Raw genomic sequence first — 26,022 nt, forward strand, 5'->3', positions numbered from 1 at the left:
CCATGCCCGACAACAGTGTTTCTGGCGCCGTCCACCACACCACCATCGATCCGGACACGGCGCGGGAGCAGGACCCCGAACCGCCGGTGGCCAAGCGGTATTGGGGCAAATACCGCGGCACCGTGCTGGACAACGTCGACGTCCCACCGTCCGGGCGCCTGCTGGTCCGCGTGCCCGGAATCGTCACGGCCAACTGGGCCATGCCGTGCGTTCCGATCACCGACGTGCTGATGGGCACCTACCTGCGGCCGCGCATCGGCGCCAACGTGTGGATCGAGTTCGAACGCGGCGACGCGGACAAGCCGATCTGGGTCGGCTGTTACTGGGGTGACGGCGAAATCCCCACCATGGCCGAGGAATACAACGCCTACCCCGAAGTCACCGCGATCAGCATCGAGAGCGCCACCGCCGGAATATCGATCGCCGACGAGCCGATCCTCGGCGGCGGCGATACCCCCGGCTGCGTCAACATCATCGCCGGCAAGGGCGCGGTGGCCATCGCACTGACGCCGGGCAGCATCGACATCACCGCACCCGAGGTGACGATCACCACCGCCAGCTTCAACGTGATCACCGCCACCGGGACGTTCTCGGTCGAATGAGCACAGTCAACGTCGCCTTCCCCTACGGTCTGGATGGCCGTGGCCGAACGGCCACAGCGAGCTACGGCGACCACGTCGAGCAAATGCTCTTGCTGCTCCTGCTCACCCGCCCGGGAGAACGCGTCAACCAGCCCACGTTCGGCTGCGGACTGCTCGATCAGGTGTTCTCCCCGAACTCCCCGGAAATCGCCGCCGCACTGAACGTGACAATCGCGGCGGCGATCAACCTCTGGCTGCAAGACGTGCTGTCGGTGACTTCGCTTGGCGTGAGCAGCCAGGATGGCGTGCTGAGCGTGAACATCGGCTACGTCGTGCTGGCCACCGGCGCTGCGACCAACCTGACGCTGGCCGTCCCGGGGGGGCCATGAGCACCGAAATGCGGTGGGGCGACCTGGTGGTCAGCGGTGACGCGCGGCGGCGCACGCTGCATGAACGCCACGCCAACGGCCTGGACGGGGTGGAAGTCCACGACGGCGGCCGTCGGCTGCTCGTGTACTTCTTCGAGCACGCGCCGAGGGGGCTGCAAGCGGGCAACATCAGGATCGAGGCCCCCCGGGGCGCCCGGCCGGTGCGGGCGGTCGAGGTGCGCCGCGCCGAGGAGGCCGGGGGCGACCTCGAAGACCGCCTGATCGTCGAACTCGACCACGCCGGCACGGCAGGCCCTTACCTGCTCCGGGTCGTCGAACGCGGGCCGGACGGGGCGCCGGGCTCAAGAACACATCACGGCATCGACCCGCGCTACGCACAGGTGCGGTTCGTCTTCGACGTCGACGAACCGCGGCCGCCGGTCCACCGGGGGCCGGGCGGCGGGCCCTTCTCCGACAACGCGGTGTCCTACCTCTACCGCGACTACGCGGGGCTGCGACAGCTCATGCTCGACAGACTCGCGGTCACCCTGCCCGAGTGGAGCGAGCAGCACGAGCCCGATATCTGGATCACCCTGGTCGAGCTGCTCGCTTACATCGGCGACGACCTGAGTTACTACCAGGACGCCGTGGCCACCGAGGCCTACCTGCAAACCGCCCGCAACCGGATCTCGGTGCGCCGACACGGCCGCTTCGTCGGCTACCGCCTGCACGAGGGTTGCAGCGCCAGGGGCTGGGTGTGTATCCGCGTGAGTACGCCGGTCTCCTTGCCGCTGACCGATATTCGTTTCGCCGCGGCGGGGGTCCTCAGCGACGACGGCCCGCCGGTGCTGAATGCGGACACGCTGCCCCCGGACGTTCTGGCGTCCTTCCCCCAATACAGCCCGGTGTCCGTCCAGCCAGGTGCGCAAGGGCCGCCGGCAGTCGCCGAGCTGCTACCCGCCCACAACACGATCGACTTTTGGAGCTGGGGCGAGGACGACAGTCACCTGGCCGCGGGCGCGACCAGCGCCGTACTGGTGGACGGGCAGGATTCCCGCGCCGCGCCAAAGGTCACCAAACGCCCACCGCAGCGGACCTTGCAACTGCATGCGGGCGACGTGCTGGTCCTCGAACAGACCAAAGACCCAGACACCGGCGGGGTGGGGCCCGCAGATCCCGCCCTGCGCCAAGCGGTCCGCCTCACCGGAACGCAGCTATTGACCGACCCGCTGTTCGATCAGCCATTGCTGGAAGTGCAGTGGGCCGCCGAGGATGCGCTCCGCTTCGACCTTGCCGTGACGGCAGCGGGCCACCTCTGCGGCCAGGCTTCGGGCAACGTGGTGTTGGTGGCCAACGGAGTGGCTGCCGCGGATCCACTCGATCCGTCCGCGCCGGCACTTTCCCGGCCAGGGCTGAGCTACGCGACACCATTCCCCGACCCGCGGACCGTCGGCCGCCACCAAGCCCGCCGGCTGCATTCCATCTACCACCGTTGGCGCGAGCAAATCGCGCATTGGCGCACCCAGGCCGACCACGGCACCCCGCTATCCACCGAACACCTGGAGATGCTGGCCCTGCAGGTTGGTGACGACGCGCTGGAGCGGCTCGGGCTCGGCGCCACCCGCCGCGGACTCCGCAAAGACATCCGGGCCGAGCTCGACGCCGACGCGCTCACCGAGTTACTCGCACGCGCCGACCGCCTGCTGGCGGGCCGCCGCCGGAGGCTGGACTATCTGGCCCGGGTCGCGGCGGGCACCGGCCCACTCGACGCGGTGCTGATCGACGAGCTCCAGCAGGATTGGGGGACGGAGCTGACGGCAGCGCTCGCGCCGGGGCAACCCGGCTCCTGGGGACCCGCCGCGACGGCGATTTCGCAGGACCCGCGCGCAGCGCTGCCGATACTCCAACTCACCGATGGCGCGGGCAACAGCTGGCGCCCGGTACTGGACCTGATCGGCGCCGCACCGACGGATCGAGTCTTTGTCGCCGAAGTGAACGACGAGGGAATCGCCCAGCTGCGGATCAACAACCCGCCGGCTGCGGCCGGGTCGCTATCCGGGGCGTATTGGGTGGGCAACGGCGCGGCGGGCAACGTCGAGACCGAGGCGATCAACGCGTTGGTCTGGGTGCCCGGCGAGCAGGCCGGCTCCGTCAAACCGCCCGCATTGAGCGGCATATCGGTGATCCGCAACCCTCTTGCAGTCGTCGGCGGAATCGAGGCCGAGAACGTCGCAGCCGCAAAGCTGGCGATCCCCGGTTGCTTCGCCGTCGGGCAGCAGCGGGCCCTCACCGCGGACGATTACGCGGCGCTGGCCGCCGCGCTGCCCGGGGTCCGGCGTGGCGCAGCCGAATTACGCTTCACCGGTTCGACGGTCGTGGTCGATGTGGCCGTCCAGCCCGACTTGGGCGAGGACCCTTCCGACGAGCTGCTCGCCGAGGTGCGCAGGTCGCTTGCGGCGGTGCGCCGGATCGGCCAGCAGGTACGAGTGCTGGCGCCGCACTATCGGCCAGTGGCCGTGGAACTCGAGGTCGGCCTCGGCCGCGGTGCGATCCGACGCGACGTTGCTCACCACCTCGCGCGGCTGCTCTCCGGCGGCTGGCTGCACGACGGTACGCCGGCGTTGTTCAACCCGGCGAAGATGGGCTTCGCCGCGCCCGTGTACTCCAGCCCGATACTGGCCGCCGTCGGCGCCGTCGCCGGCGTCGACTCGGTGACGCTCACCCGGTTCGGGTTCCTGGACCAGCCGGCCGCGAGCGGATCCGCGACGCCGGCTTCGCCGCTGCAACTCGGGGCGCTGCAGATCGCGCGCCTGGACAACGATCCCACCCGACCGGAGCACGGCTACGCGCTGGTTTCGCTGGAGGGCGGACGATGACCGGCGCCTTTGTCCCTCCGCACAACTCGGCCCGCCGCGCCGCGCTGTTCGAGCAGCTGATCGTCGCGTTGACGTCCAGCGACACACCGGCGTTGGGTCTCCAGACCCGCGTCCCGGACGACCCCACCATCGCACTGCTGGACGCCTGGGCAACCGTCGGCGACGTGCTCGGCTTCTATTCGGACCGGATCGCCGATGAGGGGTACCTGTCTTCCGCTGTCCAGTCGGGTTCGATCCTGGCCATGGCCAACCTCGTCGGTTACCAACCGGTACCGAGCCTGGCCGCGCAGGTGCACATGGCCTACACGCTGGCCCCTGATGCGGCCGACGGCGCGGTCCAGTTCAGCCCCGGTCTGCTGTTCCAATCGGTGCCCGGTCCGGGTCAGCAACCGCAGACCTTCGAATCCGCCACCAAGCTGACCGCACGGCCCAGTTGGAACCTGCTGACGGTCAAAACCGGCCAACCGGTTCAACCCACCGACACCTCGCTGGTGGTTGACAGCACCACCGCGAAGCTGGGCCCCAACAGCGTGCTCTTGCTGCAGGCCGGCACCGGCCAGTACCCGGTCGCCGTCCAGTCCGCCACGGTTGACTACACGGCCAAGGTCACCAATGTGACGCTGCAGCAATCGGCGATCCCGCCGCCGAAGGATCGGGCCGACAGTGTTGCGGCGGGTTCTTCGCAGGAGGTTCAGCCGCCTGCCAACACGACGGCCGCGATAGACGCTCTGCTCACTGACGGCCTCAGCAAGCCGGTACGAGCACCCAGCTCGTCGTACCCGCAGCCCCAGACATCGGGCAACGGCGCTCGAACACCCGCGTTCAGCACCGGCTCCGACAGCGTGCCGCGGCTGCTGGCGGCCCTGCAGCCGTCCATCGCCCCAACGCTGTATGCCGCGCTCGGCTCCACCACCATTGGATCAGCGCCGGTGACGGGCGCATCGGTCATGGCGGTCGCGGCGGCCCCGTTCGGCGGCGCCGCCCCTCCGCAGCCCATCTTCAATGCCGGCGGCCAGCCGTCCGGCAGCCGCGACTGGCCGCTCGGCGATACCTTCGACCTGCAGTTCAGTGTCACCGCGGCGGACTTTCTGCTTTTGCACCAGGCCGCGTTGGAGGCGCTGGGCATCAGGTTGGATCCCGCCCGGGCCGGCCTACTGCAACGCATACTCGGACGCATCGAACAGGATCGGACAACCGAATATCCAGTCCTGGACGTGCAATGCAGTGCCGGGACGTTCACCAGCCAGGCCACGATCACCGTCAACCCGCGCGCCTTCCCACCGTCGCCCGCCACCCCAACGCCGGCCTCTTTCGGCGCAGTCACGCTCTCGACAAACCCGGACCGCACGATTGCACTGGCCTACGCCGGCTACACGACGGCCGACCCGGCTTCGACACCCACACCCCCGCCGACGCCCGCGCTGACCGTGAACCTCGGTCTCAATCCCACCACCGGCGCGGTCACCCTGGCATTCACCGGCGGCCCGAACCAAGGCTCGTTGATCTGGGATCCCGCCGTGAACACCGTGTTCAACGGGCAGGTCGGGAACGCGCAAGTGACGATCGCCTGGTCGACCCCCACCGACGCGCCGCACTCGATCGCTCTCTCCATCGCGACGCCGCTGCCGCCGGCCGACCCGACGCTGCTGCTGCTTGACGGGAACTACCCGGGAATCACCGCGGGCAGCTCGGTGCTGATCCACCAAGCGGAGACCGACATCTCGGTCGCCACGATCGCGCAGGTCCAGTCGGCTGACACGGTGTCCGTGAGTGGCTTCGGGATCACCGGCAAGGTCACGCAACTGAAGCTGGACAGGGCCTGGCTCGACAGCGGAGCCGTACTTCAATCCGCACTGCGGCCGGTGACCGTTTACGCACAGCCGACCGTGCTGCCGCTACAGCCGGCGCCGGTGACCGACGACGTGGCCGGTGTTTCGATCGACCTCGGCGGCCTGGTCGCCGGCATGGATCCGGGCCGCCTGATCGCCGTGACCGGCACCCGCACCGATGTGCCGGGCGCGTCGGTTCCGGGCGGCGAGATCGCGACGGTCGCGTCGGTGTCGATGACCGCCGACGCCGGCGGCGCGCCCTACAGCACCCTGAACCTGGCGCAGCCGCTGGCCTTTAGCTATCAGCGCGCCACCGTGCAGGTCTACGGCAATGTAGTCTGCGCCCACCAGGGCGCGACGATCAAACAAGTGCTGGGTAGCGGCCAACCCGCGCAGGTGCCGCAGAGCTTCACGCTGTCAGCCGGGCCGCTGCTCGCCGACCCCGCGTCGTCGGTATCCGGCTACCGCTCCACCCTGTCCGTGACCGTGGACGGGGTGGGCTACGCCCAGGTCAACCGCGTCGACGACAACACGTCGGCGCAGGCTTTCGTGGCGAGAACCAATGCGTCGGGGCAAACCACGGTCGTGTTCCCGTCGCCGCTTCCGCCCGGCACCGGAAACGTCAACGCCACCTACCGGACCGGTGACGGCAGTCAGGGCAATGTGCCTTCCGGCCAGATAACGCAGCTGCTCAGCCGCCCGGCAAGCCTGAAGGGCGTCACCAACCCGTTGCCGGCCGTGGGTGGCACCGGCGGCGACGACCAAGACTCCGTGCGGGCCGCGGCGCCGTCGGGCCTGAGCTCGCTCGGGCGTGTTGTGACCGTCGGTGACTACGCCGCGCTGGCCGGGTCGGTTGCCGGCGTCGGCAAAGCCAGCGCCGCCCTGACCCCAGCCGGGGTGGTGGTCACGATCGCCGGGACCGATCCGACAGCACTGAGCCCGCAAGGGGGGCTGTGTGCTGGTGTCGCCGCCGTCCTCGCCGCGGCCGGCGACCCGATGGTGCCGGTGCGGGTGCTGCCGGCCGATGTATACCTGATAGCCCTGAGTGCCAACGTGGTCGACGATCCAGCCGCCAATTGGGAGGACACCGTGACCGCGGTGCAGGGAGGCCTGCAGACGAGGTTCGGCTACGCTCGACAGAACCTTGGCCAGGACGTCGCGGTCAGCGATCTACTAGCCGCGGCGCACACCGCCCCGGGCGTGCTGTCGATCACGATCACCGGGCTGGCACTGGTGCCCGCGACGGCCTCTGCAACGGACCTGTCCAGGAAGCTGCCGACGCTGCTCACCCAGCCGGTGCCGGCGGTGGCCACGCTTGCCGCCGTCGCGGCTCAGTGGGGACTACCAACCACCCCCGGCGCGCCGACGCCGGCCGCGGTCGCTTACATCTCCGATGCGGTTCCCGGCATCGTGACCCTGAACGAGCAGACATCGTGAGCACCGACCGACAGAGCACACCCGTGTCGCTGTACAACCTGCTGCCCGCGATCTATCGGATGCGCGACGCGCAACAACAGGACACGCCGCTACTGGCCCTGCTGACCGCGATCGCCGGACAGGTCGACCAATTCGACGCCGACATCGGGCAGCTCTACGACAACTGGTTCGTCGAGACCTGTCAGCCCGAGTTGCTGCCCTATTTCGCACAATTGGTCGCGCTGTCACTCGGGCCGAGCTTGCCGACGAGCGCTTCAGACGCCGGCGCCGACGCCGTCTGGCGCCGCGCCCAGGTCGCTGACGCACTCACCGACCGCAGACGTAAGGGCTCCTACTCGGTGTTGCAGGACTTGGCGAGGCAGGCGACCGGCTGGCCCGCGCTGGCGGTCGAGCTGCGCCAAGTCGCGCTGGCCACCCAGTCGGTACGGATGCCCGGCGTCGGGCGGCGGCGGCTGGTCGACTTGGGTGATTCGCAGGCTCTTGAGGTGTTGGGGACGCCGGCCTCGGACGCGGCGCCGATCGCCGACCTGCGCCGCCTGTCGTCGCACCGGACACCCGGCACCGTCGATCCGTCGGGTGTGGCGGTGTGGTTGTGGCGACTGGTTCCCGACCGGGTGAGCCAGGCCCCGGCCGCGAACGACGGCGAGGAACACCGCTTCACGTTCGACCAGCTCGGGAGAGCTCTTCCGCTCGCCGTGGTTCCGGTCAGCGCCCCCCACTGCCCACCTGCTACGGAGTTCGACGTGGCCACGACCATCACCCGGCGCGCCCTCGAGCTGCGCCTGGACGACTACTACGGACCCGCGCGCAGCATCTGCCTGTATCGCGGCGGCCAGGCCGTACCCCGCTCACAGATCCTCGTCGCCGACCTGAGCCGCTGGCACGAGCGAACACCGGACGGCCACGTCACCATCGACCCGCTCCTGGGCCGAATCGCGTTCCCGGCCCGGCGCCCACCGGACGAGGCGATCTCGGTGACGTACGCGCACCTCGGCATCGGAGCGATCGGCGGTGGCAGCTACCAGCGCCCGCTCGCAGCGACCGCGGACTATCAGGTCGGCCCTGGGCACCACGCCAGCATCGAGAACGCGTTGCGGGCCTGGCATGCGGCCAACAAGAGCGGGAAAAAGCCCTACGCGGTAATCGAAATCAACGACGACGGCGTATACCGCGAGCACCTCGACATCAGGCTCGCCGCCGGCGAGCGATTGCAGATCCGGGCCGCGCAGGGACGCCGCCCCGTGATCATCCCCGTCGAGGCCGGCGGTGGCCGCGCCGACCGGTTCCGGGTGCGGGGCATCGACGATCCCGGCGCCGCCGATCTGCCGCACTTCTCGCTCGACGGTGTGTGGGTGGCGCGTCATTCGCTCGACCTCTACGGCAGCTTCGATAGCGTGGCTCTGCGCCACTGCACGCTGGTACCGGCGGGCAGCCTGGCCGACGTGGAAGCGCCCGACCAGCGCGAGCTGCCCAGCCTGATCGTGCACGGCGCGCCGTGCCCGCTGTCGATCTCGTCGTCTGTCGTCGGCAAGATCCGCGTCGAAAGCCCCGAGACCGGGTTCGACCCGCTACCACTGAGCGTTTGCGATTCGGTGCTCGACGCGTCGGGCCGGCACAGGTGCGCCGTGCTGGGGGCCGACGATCGGCCGGCCTGGGTGCGCCTGTCGCTCTCCCGGGTGACCGTCCTGGGAGGCGCCGACGTGCACAGCGTCGGGCTCGTCGAGGACTCGATTATCACCGGCGCCCTGGACTGCGAGCGGCGCCAGAGCGGGAAGGTGTCCAGCTGCTACATCGCGCCGGGCTCCCGCACCCCCAAGCGCATGAATTGCCAACCCGACACGGCGCTCGCCCGCGCGAAGCTCTCCGGGTTGGCAGTCCATCAGCGCCTGCGGCGGGCGGCCCGCATCGTCGAGCGCCTGGTGCCGCGCTTCGATGCCGTCCAGTTCGGCCAGGCCGCCTACGCGCGGCTCGCCGAGAGCGCGGCTCAGGAGCTCACGCACGGCGCTCACGACGAAGGCGAGCTCGGGGCGTACCACGACCTGTGGCAGCGGCAGCGAGTTGCCGACCTGCGGTGCCAGTTAGAACAGTTCACTCCCGTCGGAGTCGACATCGACCTCCGCTTTGCGACCTGAAGGAAGACTCATGTACGGCGATTTCTCAAGGCTGCCAGTCGGTTTCGCGGACCCGTTCTCCAGCGTGTTGGCCCAGCAGGGCCGGCTGCTGCTCGACGCGGAACTCAACGAGCAGAACGCGATCCTGCTGGACTACCTGCGCGACCTGACCACCGACCTGATCGGCCCCTTCGGTGGCCCCGCGCACCGGGCCGGCTTCTCGGTCGAGCCGGTTATCGAGGACGGCACGCTCCGGGCCGTGCGGCTCGGACGCGGGCATTACTACGTTTACGGTCTGCGCTGTCAGGCTCCGGCGCCCTACCAATACGCCGAAGAGGAGCTGCCGATCGGCGAGCACGAACCGCCCGCCGTCATCTTTCTGGTGGTCTGGGAACAGTCGGTCAGCGCGCTGCAAGTACCCGAGCTCATCGACCCCGCGCTCAGTGCCAGCGTGCCGGACACGACGCGACGCAGCCAGGTGAAGTGGCGGCCGCTGGCCCGGCGCAAACTGCCGGTCGGCGACACCGACCTTACGGAACTCAAGCCAGACCAGATCATCCGCGCCTTCCACGAGTTCAATGCCAACCCGACCCACAAGCCGAGGCTGGGCGCTCGAGCCCACGCAGGCGGTGAGACCCGGCCGGGGCCAGCCACCGCCGCGACACCTTGGGGTTACCGCGGCGTCGAGAATCAGCTCTACCGCGTCGAGGTGCACCGTGGCGGTGACGCCGAGGAGGCGACCTTCAAGTGGTCGCGGGACAACGGCAGCGTCGAGTTCGGCATCGAGGAGCTGAGCGAACCCGACGGCGACGTACGCACCGCCATCCTGCAACGTGTCTGGTACGACGCACGGCAGGGTCTGGCGGTCGGGGACTGGGTGGAACTGGTCGACGACCACTGGGCGCCGGTAGGCACGGCGCCCGCATTGATGCAGGTACAGGGCGTCAGCCTGGCAACACGACAGGTCATGCTGTACGACACCGAAAAGAATCGTGCGGTCAACTCCACACTGCACCCGATCCTTCGCCGCTGGGACCAGCAACCCGACACCGAGGCGCCGGGCCACGGGATTCCGGTGCGGCTGGCCCAGCACGAATGGTTCGACCTCGAAGACGGGGTGCAGATCACGTTCGAGGCGCCCGAAGCCCAGTACGAGCGGGGGGATTACTGGACGATCCCCGCGCGAACGGCCACCGGCGGCGTCCTCTGGCCGCAGTCACGGGACAGTTCGCCCGCTCCCCTGGCGTTGCCCCCCGAAGGACCCACCCGGTATTTGGCGCCGCTGGCCTTGCTCCCGCAGCCGCCGGGTAAACCGGTCGAACTTCGAGTGCTGTTCGGATATCGGGTCCGCGAACCCGAAACGGGTTCGGAAACAGCCGTATCCCCGATGCCGCGGCAGCGACAGGCCGACGAGATAGCGACCACCGCCGTCCAGGCTGTGACCATTCGATTCTCATTGCGGTCCGTCTCGACGCTCGACCCGGGCACTATCCACCCGATCTTGGACGGGACAACCATCGGCCGGGCGGCCGACGCAGGAATCCACATTGACCATCCCGACATTTCACGCCACCACGTTGCCTTCAATATCGCCGACGGGATCCTGTCCGTCATGGACCTCGGCTCCACCAACGGCACCGAGGTCAACGGCCACGAGCTCGCGCCGAGAGTGCCGGTGCCGCTGTCGCCCGGCGACCTGATCCAGGTCGGCTCCCCCGAGCTGCAGTTCCGGGTGGAGGCGGCTTAAGTTGACGGACGGCGTGTTACGGAACCGTGGCTACGGTGGTCTGCCCCGGGTTCACCACCGCGATCGTGCCGGCCCAGGCGCACTGGCAGGTGGCCATCTCGTCGAAGACGGGGTCTCCGCAGACGGCGGCCGCTTGGGGCGGGGTCCATGGGTCCGCCGTGGCTGGGACGCAGGGGGCCGGGGTGAACGCACCGGCCTTGGCGGCGGTGGCGGCTATCACCGCCGGATTGGTCGGCGAGTTGCACATCCCGAAGGTCGGGATGTTGGTAAGCGGCAGGACGTCGGTGACAGTGGCGAGTTGGATGCCCGGCACCGGCGCGGAGGCGACGTGCGGCGGGCCCGGCGTCACGGTGAGAATCGACGGAGCGACTCCCATGTCGCACATTATTTGGGCGCCATTGGCGACGAGAATTGCCATGTGTTAATAGTTTCAGAACGACAGACGGTATTCAACAAATTTCCCCCTAATTCGGCCGATTTTGTCCCCAGCCGCCGCGATCAGCTTCGTGGCGAATCAATGGTTGAGTGCAGTGGCACCAAACTAGAATGCCGATAAAATAAATGAGGGACAACCAACATGACACGAGCTTTTAAAGCCGAACCGGCGTCGGCGCAGCCGACTCATCCACTTCGTGCTGTCGAAAAGATGCGATCTAGCCCAGGATTTGCGCTTGACCGCGACCTTCGGAACCGCATGGAGCATCGGTACGGCCGTGACTTCAGCAAAGTACGGCTACATGCTGACACTGCGGCAGCCGAGTCGGCGCATGCCATTCATGCTCGCGCGTACACGGTCGGACAACACATTGCCTTCGGCGCCGGGCAGTTTGCCCCTCATAACTCCGACGGCTTAAGGCTAATCACCCACGAACTCGCGCATGTGGTTCAGCAGACCGGATCAGACACGGCAGAGCCAGTCAAGCTGGACAATCCGGCTCACGCAGTCGAACGCGACGCGGAACGCGGCGCCGAGAGCGGTCGTGTCGCGGAGCGCACTCAGTCGAACGTTGTCCACCGCTCCTTCATCGGTTCATTACTTGGTGGGGTCGCCGGTGCGGGCGCGGGCGCTGCGTTAGGCGGACTGGTGGGTGGCCCTATCGGTGCCATCGTTGGGGGTTTCGTCGGCATGGTGGGTGGCGCTATCGCGGGCAATGCCGCCACAACAAAGGAACGTGCGTTAACTACTGACGAGATCAATTACGCAAAAGAGATTTTCGTCAACAGTCTCGACTACTCCAAGATTCGAATCACACGAGACAGTATGTATGCGACGGGAGCACCGCGAACGATCGGTAATACTATTCACTTAAAATCTAGCTGGGGACATTTCAAAGGAGATGGCCTGGAGCTTACAGAGGAGGGCCGGACAACTCTGATCCACGAAATGACACATGCTTGGCAATTCCAAAATGGCGGCCTAGCCTACATACCCCAAAGCGTGATTGCTCAAATCAAGGCTGCGTTGAAGGGTGGCGACCGAGGCGGAGCTTATGATTGGCGAGCGGCGCATAAAGAGAAGTTGCCATGGAGCAAATGGAACCCTGAACAACAGGCTAGCGCAGTCGAGGACTACAACAAGCTGCTCAGGGCAAGCAAAGACAAAACAGCAACACCTGACCAGATTGCCGAACTCGCCGTGCTCTCAACTTACGTGCGCTACGTCGTCAACCGGCAAGGAGCGCCTTCATGGTAAAGCGAACTATTCACAAGGTCAGGCTATTCTAATAGTATTACTGAATATTGCACGCAATCTCGTGAAATCGAAATCGGAATCGCTGAATAAATCTGCATAGTCGACCGGCGCCTTGATTCACGGCAAAGAGATCTCGCCATCTTCCCAGAAGCGAATTGCCCGTGCGATCTCATCGCACTCCGAACCAGGATCATCTCTATAACATTCACCGTACTTAAGCATCGCGATTAGGTTCAAGTACGTCACAATCGCCTCTCGTTCCCTGAGCGTGAACTGCGCCGCCCGCGTAAGAAAATATTCGTCATCGACCGGCAACGCAGGCGGAAAAAGTTCGAATAAGACGAAGCTCACGATATCGTTGTTATCGAAGCAAAAATTGTGTTCTGAGCTTGCTGGCTCATTGCTGAAATCCAGATCCGCGGCAGGCGTAAGACTAGCCAACATATAGGCAGGCATATAATAGCGAAACGCCTGACTGGTAAATAGAGGCAATGAATCGGCGAAATTCCCGATCATGTCCACTGAGACCTCTTGCCAACTCTTACCTCTGAAGTTCTCAGCAATCTGATCGCACTCTGGATCCTCACCTGGCTTGGCGACAACCAATATGTCGTCGCCCGGATAGGGCGTCTCGGCAAACGCCTCACGGATCGTCGCCATCGCGGACGAGTGCGCCTCAGTCACGTCGTCTCATGGTGTGGTCAGCTTCTTCTTTGCGAGCTCTTCGCATTCATGGAGCATCCTATAGAGAGCGCCGATCTGTTTCATATGTCCGTGGTAGTTTTTATCACCTTTCTGCCAACAATTCCACTGATATTTCTCCCGCGCAGAAATGCAATCATAGAGCTTTGCTATTTTCTCAATCATTGCCTCATGCGTATCTGTCTTCAAGCAGCTGAACTTACCTCGGTTCTTGCACGCTTTTTCCACCTGGCGATACAGGTCTGCCTGCACCGCCTCAGTGCACTTCTTGCTTCGTTGCCGCGGTACCGGCGCAGGGACTGGCGGCGCGCTCGGCGCGTGCGAGGTTCCAGGGTCGACATGTTCTCGCTCGCCCGCTATCGGAGGTTGCGGCGCGGAATGTTCCGCAGGCGGCGCATTTGGACCCGGGGCACCCGGTTGCGCCTCAATCCACTTCCTCAAAGTCTCAGCATCCGCGTCGTTGTGGCCGGGAATCTGAGGCATCCCGGTCGTCGGTCCGCCCGGCAATTGCGGGGATTGCAGAGGGCCCTGCGGACCAGGCGCTCGCGGCTGATGGCATCCGCCGATACAAACCTGGAGCGGATCCGGCAAGACCACGAATCCGTGCCGTTGTAGTGCCACTTGAAACGTTGCAAAGCCGATCAGATCCACTGCGGCGAGTATTACGTAGACACCTAGCGCCACCGGAATCGCGACTGCACCAATTCGTGCCGCCGCCGCTTCGGCTTCTCGCGCTGCCTGCTCTTCTGCAACCCGCGCAGCTTGAGATGCCCAGCGTTCAGTCGCTTTGGCTGCCGCCGACTGTGCCGGCGGCGCCGCGGCTGGAGGTGCTGTCGCTGGACTCGCACCAGCCCCGCCGGGTGCTAGGGCGGGCGCAGTCGCGGCAGCGAATCCCGCCGCGGGCGCGGTTCCCCCGGCGCTTCCTGCATCGCTTCCGCGCTCGCCCGCTTTTCCCGACTCTTCACCGAGTCCCGCCTTCAATCGCCCCGTGCGATATGCGGTGTAGGCCTCCGCCGAGGTTAGGAGCTTCTGACAGCTACCCTGCCGACATCTCCGCAACGCGTTCGCGGCCTCAATCATGCCCATACGTCGATATGTCGCTTCCAGTTCCGGCGACCACTTTTCGAATGGGACACCGGGCGGCCCAGTCGTAAAATTCGAATCGTGGACGCCACCGGTCGGCTGGCGTTGCACCCTTACGCCGGTGCGACCGGCCGACATCCGTCCGCCGCCCATGGGGCGCGCGCTCCCCTGCTGCACCGTATGTGCCAGCTCATGTGCGAGCAGGCGCCTACCGCTCTGCGTGCTGACGGAAAATTGATCTTGACCAAATACAACATGCGGGCCCACCGTGTACGCGAGTGCTCGTATCGATCGCGCGGACTCTGCGGCTCTTGTGTCCGCATGAATCCGTACTCGGGAGAAGTCACACCCAAACCGTTCTTCGAAGTCCCCGCGTGCAGCCCCTTCTAGCGGGACGCCAGGCGATTGCAGGACATCTTGGACGGCTGGCGAGATATCCAGGCTTCCGGTTGTGCTTCCAGACATCGCTTTGCGCGCAATTTTCTTTTCTTCTTCGTTCCGTTCACACGACGCGCACTTGTGATGCAGTTGCCCCTGGGTCTGGTCTTCCTGCTCGCATGATGCGCACTTTCGTTGAATGCCTGCAGCACCTAACTGCGCTGAGACTCGATGTCCGACATTCCGCACTCCGTGCCCATGCAGGGCCTCGTCAGCCATTTGATCTGCTTCCCGCTCCTGCGGATCGTCTATCGGCCCGATTTCAAGCTTTGCTTGTAGGGGGACCGAAGACCAGGAGCCCGAGCTAGATACCCAGCCTCTAGCGAAAGACGGATTGCTGTCGAACAAAAGTGTGTGAAGGCCGTCAGAGGCGGCGGCAGGAACTCCGCCCAGATGTCGATCCTTATCAGCAAAGCCCACGTTTACGGCGGGATTCTGCTCCCGGAGTTCACCGTCGGGCGCGGCGGATCGTAAATCCCGCGCTCCGGTCCTTCGATCCCTGGACTGTCCAAATCGCGTCGGACCACCGAGTGGGGGGATTTTGGGCTCCGCTAGGAACTCGGCAAACATCGATTCTCCCGCCCCCCTACTCGACGTGGAATTAGCATCGAAATGGCGCTCGACGCCGCACATCTCACCTTAGTCGCAATGATCCGCAGAGTCACTAGGGGTGAGCGGCTAGATCACGGTCGCCTGTCAGCCAGCGGCACGTAAGACGTCGAGCCAGATCGGCGTAACTGACCAGCCGCGGCAGAAACCAACGGCGACGAAATCGATGGTAGGCGTTTGGGACGCTTTGCGAGAGGTTTCGGAACCGTACGCCTGCTGGGTATTCTATGTTGTAGTCGAATAGTCAATTTCTCGACGCAACCGAGTCAATTTAATGGACGGTAGAACCCTGAATTAAGTGTGCTAAACAGGTAATTTTATTTTAGCCAATCCGGATTGCAAAGATCCGCGTCGGCTGCCCGGAATCCAGCCTTGTCGCCGGATGACGGACACCTGCGAGAGCAGCGCGGCCAGCGACCGGGAGCAACGCGGGACATCACAGCACCTTGACAGGCGCATGGGCGAAAATCGCGGGACTACCGCGCGCGTCGACCCGCCTGCGGGCTCAAGGACCGTAGCCACCTCCCCCTGCCATTTTGGCGCCCGACCCAAGCGCGGTAGAGTGCAGGGCGTGCAGCGGGTGCTCCTTCTCGGACGCCGCGACGGGGTCTGATCCAGACCGGCTTCCCGTCGCGGGTGTTCGCGATGCGCCGGTCTGAGGTTCACTCTTAAAACCCCAGGAGCACAATCGTGACTACCAATCCAGACGCTTACGTCTCAGCTCGCACCGTCATCAAGCCCGCGGGACCCCCGCGACCCGGCCAGCCCTCGTGGAACCCCCAGCGCGGCAGCGCGATGCCGGTCAACAGGTATCGGCCGTTCGCCGAAGAAGTCGAACCCATCCGGCTGCCCGACCGGACCTGGCCCGACCGGGTCATCGAGCACGCGCCACTGTGGTGCGCGGTCGACCTGCGCGACGGCAACCAGGCGCTGATCGACCCGATGAGCCCGGCCCGCAAACGCCGCATGTTCGACCTGCTGGTCGGGATGGGCTACAAGGAGATCGAGGTCGGCTTCCCCTCGGCCAGCCAGACCGACTACGACTTCGTCCGCGAGATCATCACCGACGGCGCGATCCCCGACGATGTCACCATCCAGGTGCTGACCCAGTGCCGGCCCGAACTGATCGAGCGCACCTTCCAGGCGTGCGACGGAGCGCCGCAGGCAATCGTGCACTTCTACAACTCGACGTCGATCCTGCAGCGCCGGGTCGTCTTCCGCGCCGACCGCGCGGCAGTGCAGAAGATCGCCACCGACGGCGCCCGCATGTGCGTCGAGGAGGCCGTCAAGCATCCGGGCACCCGGTGGCGCTTCGAATACTCCCCGGAGTCCTACACCGGCACCGAGCTGGAATACGCCCGTGACGTGTGCAATGCGGTGGGCGAAGTCATCCAGCCGACCCCGGACAACCCGATCATCTTCAACCTGCCCGCCACCGTGGAGATGGCGACGCCCAACGTCTACGCCGACTCGATCGAGTGGATGAGCCGCAACCTGGCCAACCGCCAGTCCGTGATCCTGAGCCTGCATCCGCACAACGACCGCGGAACCGCCGTCGCCGCAGCCGAATTGGGTTACCAGGCCGGCGCCGACCGGATCGAGGGTTGCCTGTTCGGCAACGGCGAACGCACCGGCAACGTCTGCCTGGTGACGCTGGGGCTGAACCTGTTCTCCCGCGGGGTGGACCCGCAGATCGACTTCTCCAACATCGACGAGATCCGCCGCACAGTGGAGTACTGCAACCAGCTGCCGGTGCACGAACGCCACCCCTACGGCGGTGACCTGGTCTACACCGCGTTCTCCGGCAGCCACCAGGACGCCATCAACAAGGGCCTGGACCAGATGAAGATCGATGCGGACGCTGCCGACGCCGACGTCGAGGACATTCTCTGGCAGGTGCCGTACCTGCCGATCGATCCCAAAGACGTCGGGCGCACCTACGAGGCGGTAATTCGGGTCAACTCGCAGTCCGGCAAAGGCGGGGTGGCCTACATCATGAAGGCGGATCACGGCCTGGCCCTGCCGCGGCGACTGCAGATCGAGTTCTCGCAGGTGATCCAGAAGATGGCCGACGGTGATGGCGGCGAAGTCTCGCCCAAGGAAATGTGGGAGGCCTTCGCCGAGGAGTACCTGGCCCCGATCCGGCCGCTGGAGCGCATCAAGCAGCGGGTCGACGCCTCCGAGGAAGACACCGGCAGCACCAGCATCGCCGCGACGGTCAAGATCGACGGGGTGGAGACGGAGATCAGCGGCACCGGCAACGGGCCGTTGGCGGCGTTCGTCGACGCGCTGAGCACCGTCGGATTCGACGTGGCGGTGCTGGACTACAGCGAACACGCGATGAGCTCGGGCGACGACGCCCAGGCGGCTGCCTATGTGGAGGCTTCGGTTACGGGTCGAGGCACATCAGGCCCATCAGGCCCCGCGGACGGGAAGACGGTGTGGGGTGTCGGTATCGCTCCGTCGATCACCACCGCCTCGCTGCGCGCTGTGGTGTCGGCGGTGAACCGCGCCCTGCGCTAGTCCTGCGCGGCGGGGCAAACCCGGCCCTCAGGGGTGCAGGGTCAAGGGCCGGGCTTGCGGTACTTTAAGACACAAGTTGAATAGCCCCAATGTCTTTGGCGCAAACGTCAATTCGCGACGGGCCTGGAACTGGGTTACGTCAGAACAGGACAAACTGCTCGTCGGCCGTCGTGACGTCGGCGAACTGTTCCATGCTGCGGCCACCGACGACGGAACTCACTCCGTCCATGAACTGCGCGTCAGAAACCACCGGAACACCCAGCTGGCGCGCGTGGTAACCCTTGCCCTGCACGGGTGCGTCGTCGTTGCAGACCACCAGCGAGGTCGCGTTGTCGACGTCGTCGCTGTAGGCCAGGCCGGCGTGCAACATCCGCTCGACGAGTTCTTCGTGGGTCCGGCGCACCTCGGTGGCCAGCGCCACCCGCATGCCCTGCACCAGCGGCCGGCCCGAGACGTAGCGACCCGGGTTCAGATACGGGCAGGGCATCCGGGCGGCCAGGGCCTTCAGCGGCCGCAGCTCGTCGTGGGTCACCCGGCCGTTGGGCCAGCGGCTGCGGGTCACCGGGTGCACCGGCAGCCAGATGTCGCGGTCACGGGCTCGCTGCAACGCCGACGCCAGCACGCCGGTCAACACCATCGCGTCGTCGAACGCGTCGTGCGGACGTTCCTGGGTGACACCCCAATGCGCTGCCAGCGTCTCCAGCCGCAGGTTCTCGACGCCGAGGTCCAGGCGCCGAGCCAACTCCACCGTGCACATCACCGAGTCCACCGGCAGCACGGCCCGCGCCATCTCCGCCTCGGCCGCCAGGAACGAGTAGTCGAAGGCGACGTTGTGTGCCACCAGCGTCCGGCCGCGCAGCACCTCGATCACGTCGTCGACGATCTCGGCGAACTGCGGCTGGTCCTCGAGCATCGCGGCCGTCAGCCCGTGCACGTGCGTGGGCCCCGGGTCCACACCCGGATTGAGCAGGCTGACCACGGACTGCTCCACCCGGCCGTCGGCGTCGAGGCCCAGCGCGGCGATGCTGAGGATCCGCGCTTGACCCGGACGGAAGCCCGAGGTCTCGACATCGATGACGGCCCATCCCCCGTCCGGCTCCCGTGCGGGCCGGCCCCAGGAAATCCGGTGCATGGCTTGAGAATGGCACGTCCGACCGACATCGCCGACAACGCGGCGCGCCGTGTCGGGCTCTAAACTTCCCGGGGTGATCACCGCGCGCGCACGTCTGGCCCTGGCCGCCGGCGCGAGCGCGCGCTGGGCGTCGCGGGTCACCGGTCGCGGTGCGGGGGCCATGATCGGCGGCCTGGTGGCGATGAGCCTGGATCGCTCGGTGCTGCGCCAGTTGGGAGCCGGCCGGCGCACCGTCATCGTCACCGGCACCAACGGCAAGTCGACCACCACCCGGATGACCGCGGCGGCCCTGGCAACCCTGGGGCCAGTAGCCACCAACGCCGAAGGCGCCAACATGGACGCCGGGCTGGTGGCCGCGCTGGCCGCAAACCGGCGGGCCGTACTGGCCGCCCTGGAAGTGGACGAAATGCACGTCCCGCACGTTTCGGATGCGGTCGAGCCGACGGCCATCGTGCTGCTGAATCTGTCGCGCGACCAATTGGACCGGGTCGGTGAGATCAACGTCATCGAGCGGGCCCTGCGCGCCGGCCTGGCCCGACATCCGGACGCGATCATCGTGGCCAACTGCGACGACGTGCTGATGGCCTCGGCCGCCTACGACAGCCCGAATGTGGTGTGGGTGGCCGCCGGCGGATCGTGGGCCAACGACTCGGTCAGCTGCCCACGCAGCGGTGAAGTGATCGTGCGGGAAAACGGGCACTGGTACTCCACCGGCGCCGATTTCAAGCGGCCCAGCCCGCACTGGTGGTTCGACCCGGAGGACGGCGGGAAGCTGTACGGACCCGACGGGCTGACCCTGCCGATGCGGCTGGCACTGCCCGGAACGGTCAACCGCGGCAACGCCGCCCAAGCGGTCGCCGCCGCCGTCGCATTGGGCGCCGACCCCACCAAAGCCGTGGCCGCGGTGGCCGGCGTCGACGAGGTGGCGGGGCGGTACCGCACTGTTCAGGTCGGCGCCCATCGGGTGCGGATGCTGCTGGCCAAGAACCCGGCCGGTTGGCAGGAAGCGCTGTCGATGGTGGACAAGCATGCCGACGGCGTGGTGATCGCGGTCAACGGGCAGGTGCCCGACGGGGAAGACCTGTCCTGGCTGTGGGATGTCCGGTTCGAGCATTTCGAGGAGACCCGCGTCGTCGCCGCCGGTGAGCGCGGCACCGACCTCGCGGTGCGGCTCGGGTACGCCGGCGTCGAACACACCCTGGTGCACGACACGCTTGCGGCCATCGCGTCCTGCCCGCCCGGGCGGGTCGAGGTGGTCGCCAACTACACCGCGTTCCTGCAGCTGAACCGCCGGTTGGCCCGTCATGGCTGACTCGACCGTTCGCATCGGGCTGGTGCTGCCCGACGTGATGGGCACTTACGGCGACGGCGGTAACGCCGTGGTGTTACGTCAGCGGTTATTGCTGCGCGGCATCCCCGCCGAGATCGTCGAGATCACCCTGGCCGATCCGGTGCCCGACTCGCTGGACCTCTACACGCTGGGCGGCGCCGAGGACTACGCGCAACGGCTGGCCACCCGGCACCTGATCCGCTACCCGGGCCTGCAGAAAGCGGCCGGACGCGGTGCCCCGGTGCTGGCGATCTGCGCGGCCGTCCAGGTGCTCGGGCACTGGTATGAGACGTCGTCGGGAGAACGGGTGGACGGTGTCGGGATGCTGGACGCCACCACCTCGCCGCAACACCAGCGGACTATCGGCGAATTGTTGTCCAGGCCCTTGCTATCCGGACTGACCCAGCAGCTGACCGGTTTCGAGAACCACCGCGGTGGCACGGTGCTGGGTCCCGCGGCCGCCCCGCTGGCCGCCGTCACCAAGGGCGCCGGTAACCGGGCCGGCGACGGCTACGACGGCGTGGTCCAGGGCAGCGTGGTGGCTACCTACATGCACGGGCCATGTCTGGCCCGTAATCCGGAGCTGGCCGACCTACTGCTCTCCCACGCAGTCGGCGAGCTGACGCCGCTGGAACTGCCCGAGGTGGAACTGCTGCGTCGCGAACGGCTAGCCGCGCGTTAGCCAGAGCAGTACCTTCAGCTGATGAGTGTTGCCGCCGCGACGCGACGCGGGTCCGCGCTGGGCGCGGCCGCGTGCTGCCTACTGGTCGTATTCGCCGGCACCGCGCAGGCCGACCCGAAAGCCAAACCCGGCGGCATGCACGGCGACCCGGTCGCCGCCGCACCCTACTGGCGTTATCAGAAGCAGGACCTCGACTGTGGGGAGATGGCGGTGGCCGACGTCATCGGCCAACTCACCGGCAACCTTCCCTCCGAGGAGGAGATCACTGCGGCGGCCGAAAACATCCCCAGCACAAGCCATTCCGGGCCGATCTACACACCCACGACCAGAACCAGCAACCACGACCTGCCGGTGCTGCTGGCGCACTACGGGATCAAGTCCGACGGGTCCGAAACCAACCTGGTCGCCGTGGAGCGGGCGCTGGATCAGGGACGGAAGGCGATCGTCGGAGTCAACGACAAGATCCTGTGGGACGAAGGCGGTAACCGCACCAAGGAGAACCACTTCGTCGTCGTCACCGGAATCGACACCGACGCCGCCGTGGTGCACCTCAACGACAGCGGCATCAAGGCCGGCCGCGACGAGCAGGTCTCCCTGGACACCTTCGAAGCGGCGTGGGCCACCAGCGGCCACTTCGCCGTCATCACCCGATAGACAGGGCGTCAGACCATGGCGCGGCGACCGGTGAGCGCCCTACCCAAGGTCAATTCGTCGGCGAACTCCAAATCACCACCCATCGGCAGCCCGGACGCGATCCGCGAGACGGTCAGGCCCGGGATGTCGCGCAGCATCCGCACCAGATAGGTGGCCGTCGCTTCGCCCTCGGTGTTGGGGTCGGTGGCGATGATCACCTCGGTGATGTCGACGTCGTCGACCCGCTCGCCGATGCGGGTCAGCAGCTCGCGGATGCGCAGCTGCTCGGGACCGATCCCCGACAACGGATCCAGCGCCCCACCCAACACGTGGTAGCGGCCGCGGAATTCGCGGGTGCGTTCGACCGCCTGGATGTCCTTGGGCTCCTCGACCACGCACACCAGCGAGCCATCCCGGCGCGGGTCGGCGCAGATCCGGCACCGCTCGTCGTCGGACACGTTGCCGCAGACCGCGCAGAACCGCACCCCGTCGCGAACCTTGCCCAAGACGGCCGTCAGGCGATCGATGTCCGGCGGTTCCACCGACAGCAGATGAAAGGCGATGCGCTGCGCGCTCTTGGGTCCGATGCCCGGCAGTTTGCCGAGTTCGTCGATCAGATCCTGAACGGGCCCCTCAAACATGCAGTCAGACACCCGGCACTTGGGGCGGCGGCGGCCCCGGCGGCGTGGGAGCGGCGGGCGGGCGCATGCCGCCGGCCAGCGCACCCAGCCGTTCCTGGGCCATCCGGGTGACCTGCTTGGAGGCGTCGCCCATCGCACCGACGATGAGATCCTGCAGGGTTTCGATGTCGCTGGGGTCGACCACCTTGGGATCGATCTTCACGGCGATAACCTCACCGCTGCCTTTGACGACGACCTGGACCAGCCCGCCGCCGGCTTGACCGTGCACCTCGGAGTTTGCCAGCTGCTGCTGGGCCTCGAGCAGTTTCTGCTGCATCTGCTGCGCCTGCGCCAGCAGCTGCGACATATCGCCTCCGGGTTGCATGACAGTCCCCTCGCATCTTGGTCTCGAGTTGGTTTCGCCTGCGGGTGTCGGGCGATTTGAAACATTCAGCCTAGTCCGAGCGGAGTTACGTTGACGCGGTGGACGTCAGACTGAGCCTCCGTGTCGGGATCGCCGTACTGCTGGGGGCGCTGTCCGCCGGTCTCACACCGTTGCACCCCACCGCCACGGCCGCCCCCGGCAGCCTCGCCGGCATGGTGGTATTCATCGATCCGGGTCACAACGGCGCCAACGACGCGTCCATCTCGCGTCAGGTGCCGACCGGACGGGGCGGCACCAAGGACTGCCAGGCCAGCGGCACCTCGACCAACAGCGGATACCCGGAACACACCTTTACCTGGGACACCGCGCTGCGACTGCGGGCCGCGTTGAACGCGCTCGGTGTGCGGACCGCGATGTCCCGCGGCAACGACAACGCGCTGGGTCCCTGCGTGGACGAGCGCGCCAACATGGCCAATGCGTTGCACCCCAACGCGATCGTCAGCCTGCACGGCGACGGTGGGCCGGCGTCCGGGCGGGGATTTCACGTCAACTACTCCTCGCCGCCGCTGAACGCGGCTCAGGCCGGGCCGTCGGTGCAGTTCGCCCGCGTGATGCGCGATCAGCTGCAGGCCTCGGGCCTGACCCCGGCCACCTACATCGGCCAAGGCGGGCTGTACGGACGCTCGGATCTGGCCGGCCTGAACCTGGCGCAGTACCCGTCGATTCTCGTCGAGCTGGGCAACATGAAGAACCCGGCGGACTCGGCGCTGATGGAGTCGGCCGAAGGCCGGCAGAAATACGCCGACGCGCTGGTCCGCGGCGTCGCCGGCTTCCTGGCCTCGCAGGGCCAGGCGCGTTAGCCGGGCTGGCCTTCCAGCCGGCTCTTGAGGTTGCTCAGCGTCTCGGCCTGAATCTTCTTCAGCCCCAGCGGCGCGAACGTCTTCTCGAAGAAGCCTTTGACGCCGCCGGCACCGGTCCAGGTGGTGGTGACGGTGACGCTGGCCCCGGGCCCGGCCGGGGCCACCGTCCAGTTGATGACCATCGACGAGTTCTGGTCCTTCTCGATGACGGTGTGGCCGGCGACGTCCACGTCCACCTGGACGTTGCGCACCCGCGACTCGGTTGCTTGCAGCCGCCACTTGGCGACCGTGCCCTTTCCCTGGCCGCCCTGCAGCACCTGGTACTCGCTGTACTGCGAGGGAAGAATCGCCGGGCGGACGTTCTGGTAGTCGGCCAACGCGGCGAGCACGGCCTCGGGCTCGGCGTTGATCAGGATCGTGCTGGCTGCCCTCACCTGTCCCATCAGGTGCACTCCTCTTTTCTGGTCGTGTCGTGTGTCCGGACCACGATATCGGTGCTAACCGTCGATGCGGCGCGCGCCCAATTCGTTCTGCAACAGCTCCAATGCGACCTCCTCGGGGTCGCGTCGCGGCTCGGACGGGTCGCTGCGACCGACCTCGGCGAGCATGCTCTCTTCGTCCTCGTCCGGTACGGCGACCACCGCGGGTGCCGGCTCCTCGACCGTGGGCGGTGGCGCGATCTCGGCCGCCGCCGGCGGACCGGTCTCACAGCGCACCCGCCAATTCACGCCCAGGGCATCCTTGAGCGCCTCGACGATCACGTCGGCATTGCGCTGTTCGGACAGCCGTTTGGCCAGCGGCGCCGCTTCGTGGGTCAGCACCAACGTGTCGCCTTCGACCCTCAACACTGTGGCTCCCGAGAGCATCACCGCGGTGGTTCGGCTGCGCTCGCGCACCTTGTCGCGGACGGTCGGCCACATGCTGCGCACCGCGGCGGCATTGGGCTCACCCGGCGCCGCGGCCGGGTTCGCGGTTGCCGGGGCCGGGGCAGGTTTGGGTTCGGGCGCGGGTGGTGGTGGCGCGGTGGGCGGCGGCGGCGTTGCGGCCTGCGGCGGGGCGGGCGGCGCTGAGGTGGGCCGTTGTGTCGGGGGCTGTTGAGCGGCGACAGAGCGCCGGACGGGCGCGGGACGGGTCGGCGGCACATACGCGGGCACGCTGGGCTCCGCGGCACCGTCGGCGGCCGGAATCGACATCGCCAACCGCGTCTCGATGCGTTCGACACGCTGCAGCAACGCCGACTCGGTGTCCGTGGCCGACGGCAACAACAGCCGCGCGCACACCACCTCCAACAGCAGCCGCGGCGCCGTCGCGCCGCGCATCTCACCCAGGCCGGCCTGGACGACCTCGGCGTAGCGGGTCAGCGTCGCCGGCCCCAGCCGGGCCGCCTGCTCGCGCATCCGGTCCAGCACGTCCTCGGGCGCGTCGACCACACCGCGCGACACCGCATCGGGAACCGCCTGCAGCAGGATGAGGTCGCGGAAACGCTCCAGCAGGTCGGTGGCGAACCGCCGGGGGTCGTGCCCGGCGTCGATCACCGATTCGACGGCTCCGAAAAGCGCCGCAGCGTCCCCGGCGGCGAGTGCGTCGACGGCGTCGTCGATCAGCGCGACGTCGGTGGCGCCGAGCAGTCCCAGGGCCCGCTGGTAGCTGACCCGGCCGCCGTCCGATCCGGCTACCAACTGATCCAGCACCGACAGGGTGTCGCGGGGCGAGCCCCCGCCGGCGCGGATGACCAGTGGGTAGACCGCGTCGTCGACGACGACGCCTTCCTGCTCGCAGATCCGCCCGATGAGGCCCCGCATGGTGCGCGGCGGCAGCAGGCGGAACGGGTAGTGATGGGTGCGGGATCGGATGGTGGGCAGCACCTTCTCCGGCTCGGTGGTGGCGAAGATGAAGATGAGGTGTTCGGGCGGCTCCTCGACGATCTTGAGCAACGCGTTGAAGCCCGCCGTGGTCACCATGTGCGCCTCGTCGACGATGAACACCCGATAGCGGGACTGGGCCGGCGCATAGAAGGCGCGGTCGCGCAGTTCGCGGGTGTCGTCGACGCCGCCGTGGCTGGCGGCGTCCAGCTCGACCACGTCGATGCTGCCGGGGGCATTGGGGGCCAGCGCCTGACAGGAATCGCAGACACCGCAGGGGGTCGGCGTCGGGCCTTCGGCGCAGTTCAGCGACCGGGCCAGGATCCGCGCCGAGGACGTCTTGCCGCAGCCCCGCGGGCCGGAGAACAGGTAGGCGTGGTTGATCCGGCCCGCTTGCAGGGCCACCGACAACGGCTCGGTGACGTGCTCCTGCCCCACCACCTCGGCGAAGGTTGCCGGTCGATACTTGCGGTAGAGAGCCACGGTGAGCAGGCTACCCAGCCTGTCCGACGATGCGCGCC

The 26,022-nt window shown here is 67.1% G+C and carries 20 protein-coding genes and 1 pseudogene; 12 read left to right on the forward strand and 9 right to left on the reverse strand.

From position 1 onward, the window contains the following. Positions 1-2 precede the first annotated feature (2 nt). The 6 genes from MKCMC460_RS00075 to MKCMC460_RS00100 are packed head-to-tail and all read left to right on the forward strand — an operon-like array spanning position 3 to position 10,949. On the forward strand, positions 3-602 hold the full coding sequence (locus MKCMC460_RS00075; RefSeq protein WP_236978783.1) for a phage baseplate assembly protein V: 600 nt from the start codon (positions 3-5) through the stop codon (positions 600-602). Continuing rightward, positions 599-970: a GPW/gp25 family protein gene (locus MKCMC460_RS00080; protein WP_238305148.1), complete on the forward strand. Its 372-nt coding sequence runs from the start codon at positions 599-601 to the stop codon at positions 968-970. The genes MKCMC460_RS00075 and MKCMC460_RS00080 overlap by 4 nt, the downstream gene beginning before the upstream one ends. Beyond that, positions 967-3,825, forward strand: a complete 2,859-nt coding sequence (locus tag MKCMC460_RS00085) for a putative baseplate assembly protein (RefSeq protein ID WP_238305149.1) — start codon at positions 967-969, stop codon at positions 3,823-3,825. Before MKCMC460_RS00080 ends, MKCMC460_RS00085 begins: the two co-directional genes overlap by 4 nt. Then, positions 3,822-7,091: a baseplate J/gp47 family protein gene (locus MKCMC460_RS00090; protein ID WP_236978789.1), complete on the forward strand. Its 3,270-nt coding sequence runs from the start codon at positions 3,822-3,824 to the stop codon at positions 7,089-7,091. The genes MKCMC460_RS00085 and MKCMC460_RS00090 overlap by 4 nt, the downstream gene beginning before the upstream one ends. After that, the gene (locus tag MKCMC460_RS00095; RefSeq protein ID WP_236978791.1) at positions 7,088-9,223 is read left to right on the forward strand and encodes a phage tail protein; all 2,136 of its coding nucleotides are present in this window, start codon (positions 7,088-7,090) and stop codon (positions 9,221-9,223) included. The genes MKCMC460_RS00090 and MKCMC460_RS00095 overlap by 4 nt, the downstream gene beginning before the upstream one ends. A gap of 10 nt (positions 9,224-9,233) precedes the next feature. After that, complete coding sequence (locus MKCMC460_RS00100; RefSeq protein ID WP_236978793.1) at positions 9,234-10,949, forward strand: DUF6519 domain-containing protein; 1,716 nt, start codon at positions 9,234-9,236, stop codon at positions 10,947-10,949. A gap of 16 nt (positions 10,950-10,965) precedes the next feature. Here the strand turns inward: MKCMC460_RS00100 and MKCMC460_RS00105 are convergent, their stop codons facing one another. Next, positions 10,966-11,367, reverse strand: coding sequence for a DUF4280 domain-containing protein (locus tag MKCMC460_RS00105; protein ID WP_236978795.1), 402 nt, complete (start codon positions 11,365-11,367; stop codon positions 10,966-10,968). Between the two features lie 159 nt (positions 11,368-11,526). Between MKCMC460_RS00105 and MKCMC460_RS00110 the strand changes: the two genes are divergently transcribed. Continuing rightward, a complete protein-coding gene (locus MKCMC460_RS00110; protein ID WP_238305151.1) occupies positions 11,527-12,642 on the forward strand; it encodes a DUF4157 domain-containing protein in 1,116 nt (371 codons plus the stop codon). 117 nt (positions 12,643-12,759) lie between these two features. On the opposite strand, the gene MKCMC460_RS00115 is transcribed toward MKCMC460_RS00110, so the two are convergent. The 3 genes and pseudogenes from MKCMC460_RS00115 to MKCMC460_RS31620 all read right to left on the reverse strand — a co-directional run. Continuing rightward, on the reverse strand, positions 12,760-13,326 hold the full coding sequence (locus MKCMC460_RS00115) for a DUF6714 family protein (protein ID WP_238305152.1): 567 nt from the start codon (positions 13,324-13,326) through the stop codon (positions 12,760-12,762). A 6-nt stretch (positions 13,327-13,332) separates the two neighbouring features. Continuing rightward, positions 13,333-13,995, reverse strand: coding sequence for a hypothetical protein (locus MKCMC460_RS00120; RefSeq protein ID WP_236978801.1), 663 nt, complete (start codon positions 13,993-13,995; stop codon positions 13,333-13,335). A gap of 603 nt (positions 13,996-14,598) precedes the next feature. Beyond that, positions 14,599-15,498, reverse strand: a pseudogene (locus MKCMC460_RS31620) (DUF4157 domain-containing protein); the annotation flags it as partial. Positions 15,499-16,164: 666 nt separating this feature from the next. On the opposite strand from MKCMC460_RS31620, the gene leuA reads away from it, so the two are divergent. Continuing rightward, positions 16,165-17,997, forward strand: a complete 1,833-nt coding sequence (gene leuA / locus MKCMC460_RS00125) for a 2-isopropylmalate synthase (RefSeq protein WP_236978803.1) — start codon at positions 16,165-16,167, stop codon at positions 17,995-17,997. 139 nt (positions 17,998-18,136) lie between these two features. Here leuA and MKCMC460_RS00130 read toward each other — a convergent pair whose 3' ends face one another. Next, complete coding sequence (locus tag MKCMC460_RS00130; RefSeq protein ID WP_236978805.1) at positions 18,137-19,129, reverse strand: DEDDh family exonuclease; 993 nt, start codon at positions 19,127-19,129, stop codon at positions 18,137-18,139. 73 nt (positions 19,130-19,202) lie between these two features. Between MKCMC460_RS00130 and MKCMC460_RS00135 the strand changes: the two genes are divergently transcribed. The 3 genes from MKCMC460_RS00135 to MKCMC460_RS00145 are packed head-to-tail and all read left to right on the forward strand — an operon-like array spanning position 19,203 to position 21,795. Continuing rightward, on the forward strand, positions 19,203-20,441 hold the full coding sequence (locus MKCMC460_RS00135; RefSeq protein ID WP_236978807.1) for a Mur ligase family protein: 1,239 nt from the start codon (positions 19,203-19,205) through the stop codon (positions 20,439-20,441). Further along, positions 20,434-21,141 carry a type 1 glutamine amidotransferase gene (locus MKCMC460_RS00140; protein ID WP_236978809.1) on the forward strand — a complete coding sequence of 236 codons (708 nt, stop codon included), beginning with the start codon at positions 20,434-20,436 and terminating at the stop codon, positions 21,139-21,141. Before MKCMC460_RS00135 ends, MKCMC460_RS00140 begins: the two co-directional genes overlap by 8 nt. A 21-nt stretch (positions 21,142-21,162) precedes the next feature. Further along, positions 21,163-21,795: a C39 family peptidase gene (locus MKCMC460_RS00145; RefSeq protein ID WP_236978811.1), complete on the forward strand. Its 633-nt coding sequence runs from the start codon at positions 21,163-21,165 to the stop codon at positions 21,793-21,795. An 8-nt stretch (positions 21,796-21,803) separates the two neighbouring features. Here MKCMC460_RS00145 and recR read toward each other — a convergent pair whose 3' ends face one another. Both recR and MKCMC460_RS00155 read right to left on the reverse strand, forming a co-directional pair. Continuing rightward, positions 21,804-22,415, reverse strand: coding sequence for a recombination mediator RecR (gene recR / locus MKCMC460_RS00150; protein WP_236978818.1), 612 nt, complete (start codon positions 22,413-22,415; stop codon positions 21,804-21,806). Between the two features lie 4 nt (positions 22,416-22,419). Beyond that, on the reverse strand, positions 22,420-22,779 hold the full coding sequence (locus MKCMC460_RS00155) for a YbaB/EbfC family nucleoid-associated protein (RefSeq protein WP_236978826.1): 360 nt from the start codon (positions 22,777-22,779) through the stop codon (positions 22,420-22,422). Positions 22,780-22,877: 98 nt separating this feature from the next. Between MKCMC460_RS00155 and MKCMC460_RS00160 the strand changes: the two genes are divergently transcribed. Continuing rightward, on the forward strand, positions 22,878-23,639 hold the full coding sequence (locus MKCMC460_RS00160) for an Rv3717 family N-acetylmuramoyl-L-alanine amidase (RefSeq protein WP_236978834.1): 762 nt from the start codon (positions 22,878-22,880) through the stop codon (positions 23,637-23,639). On the opposite strand, the gene MKCMC460_RS00165 is transcribed toward MKCMC460_RS00160, so the two are convergent. Together MKCMC460_RS00165 and MKCMC460_RS00170 are read right to left on the reverse strand one after the other, a co-directional pair. Then, a complete protein-coding gene (locus MKCMC460_RS00165; RefSeq protein WP_236978836.1) occupies positions 23,636-24,082 on the reverse strand; it encodes an SRPBCC family protein in 447 nt (148 codons plus the stop codon). The two genes, MKCMC460_RS00160 and MKCMC460_RS00165, sit on opposite strands and share 4 nt — an antisense overlap. Before the next feature lie 54 nt (positions 24,083-24,136). Further along, on the reverse strand, positions 24,137-25,984 hold the full coding sequence (locus tag MKCMC460_RS00170) for a DNA polymerase III subunits gamma/tau (protein WP_238305153.1): 1,848 nt from the start codon (positions 25,982-25,984) through the stop codon (positions 24,137-24,139). Between the last annotated feature and the right edge of the window lie 38 nt (positions 25,985-26,022).

Origin of the sequence: Mycobacterium sp. 20KCMC460 (genome assembly GCF_022179425.1) — a bacterium.
Taxonomy (GTDB): domain Bacteria; phylum Actinomycetota; class Actinomycetes; order Mycobacteriales; family Mycobacteriaceae; genus Mycobacterium; species Mycobacterium kiyosense.

Excerpts from the sequence above, each read along its gene's own strand:
- MKCMC460_RS00075 (WP_236978783.1), top strand. The coding sequence starts at position 3 with ATGCCCGACAACAGTGTTTCTGGCGCCGTCCACCACACCACCATCGAT.
- MKCMC460_RS00105 (WP_236978795.1), bottom strand. The coding sequence starts at position 11,367 with ATGGCAATTCTCGTCGCCAATGGCGCCCAAATAATGTGCGACATGGGA.
- MKCMC460_RS00085 (WP_238305149.1), top strand. The coding sequence starts at position 967 with ATGAGCACCGAAATGCGGTGGGGCGACCTGGTGGTCAGCGGTGACGCG.
- MKCMC460_RS00080 (WP_238305148.1), top strand. The coding sequence starts at position 599 with ATGAGCACAGTCAACGTCGCCTTCCCCTACGGTCTGGATGGCCGTGGC.
- MKCMC460_RS00145 (WP_236978811.1), top strand. The coding sequence starts at position 21,163 with ATGAGTGTTGCCGCCGCGACGCGACGCGGGTCCGCGCTGGGCGCGGCC.
- recR (WP_236978818.1), bottom strand. The coding sequence starts at position 22,415 with ATGTTTGAGGGGCCCGTTCAGGATCTGATCGACGAACTCGGCAAACTG.
- MKCMC460_RS00090 (WP_236978789.1), top strand. The coding sequence starts at position 3,822 with ATGACCGGCGCCTTTGTCCCTCCGCACAACTCGGCCCGCCGCGCCGCG.
- MKCMC460_RS00140 (WP_236978809.1), top strand. The coding sequence starts at position 20,434 with ATGGCTGACTCGACCGTTCGCATCGGGCTGGTGCTGCCCGACGTGATG.
- MKCMC460_RS00110 (WP_238305151.1), top strand. The coding sequence starts at position 11,527 with ATGACACGAGCTTTTAAAGCCGAACCGGCGTCGGCGCAGCCGACTCAT.
- MKCMC460_RS00100 (WP_236978793.1), top strand. The coding sequence starts at position 9,234 with ATGTACGGCGATTTCTCAAGGCTGCCAGTCGGTTTCGCGGACCCGTTC.
- MKCMC460_RS00165 (WP_236978836.1), bottom strand. The coding sequence starts at position 24,082 with ATGGGACAGGTGAGGGCAGCCAGCACGATCCTGATCAACGCCGAGCCC.
- MKCMC460_RS00155 (WP_236978826.1), bottom strand. The coding sequence starts at position 22,779 with ATGCAACCCGGAGGCGATATGTCGCAGCTGCTGGCGCAGGCGCAGCAG.
- MKCMC460_RS00130 (WP_236978805.1), bottom strand. The coding sequence starts at position 19,129 with ATGCACCGGATTTCCTGGGGCCGGCCCGCACGGGAGCCGGACGGGGGA.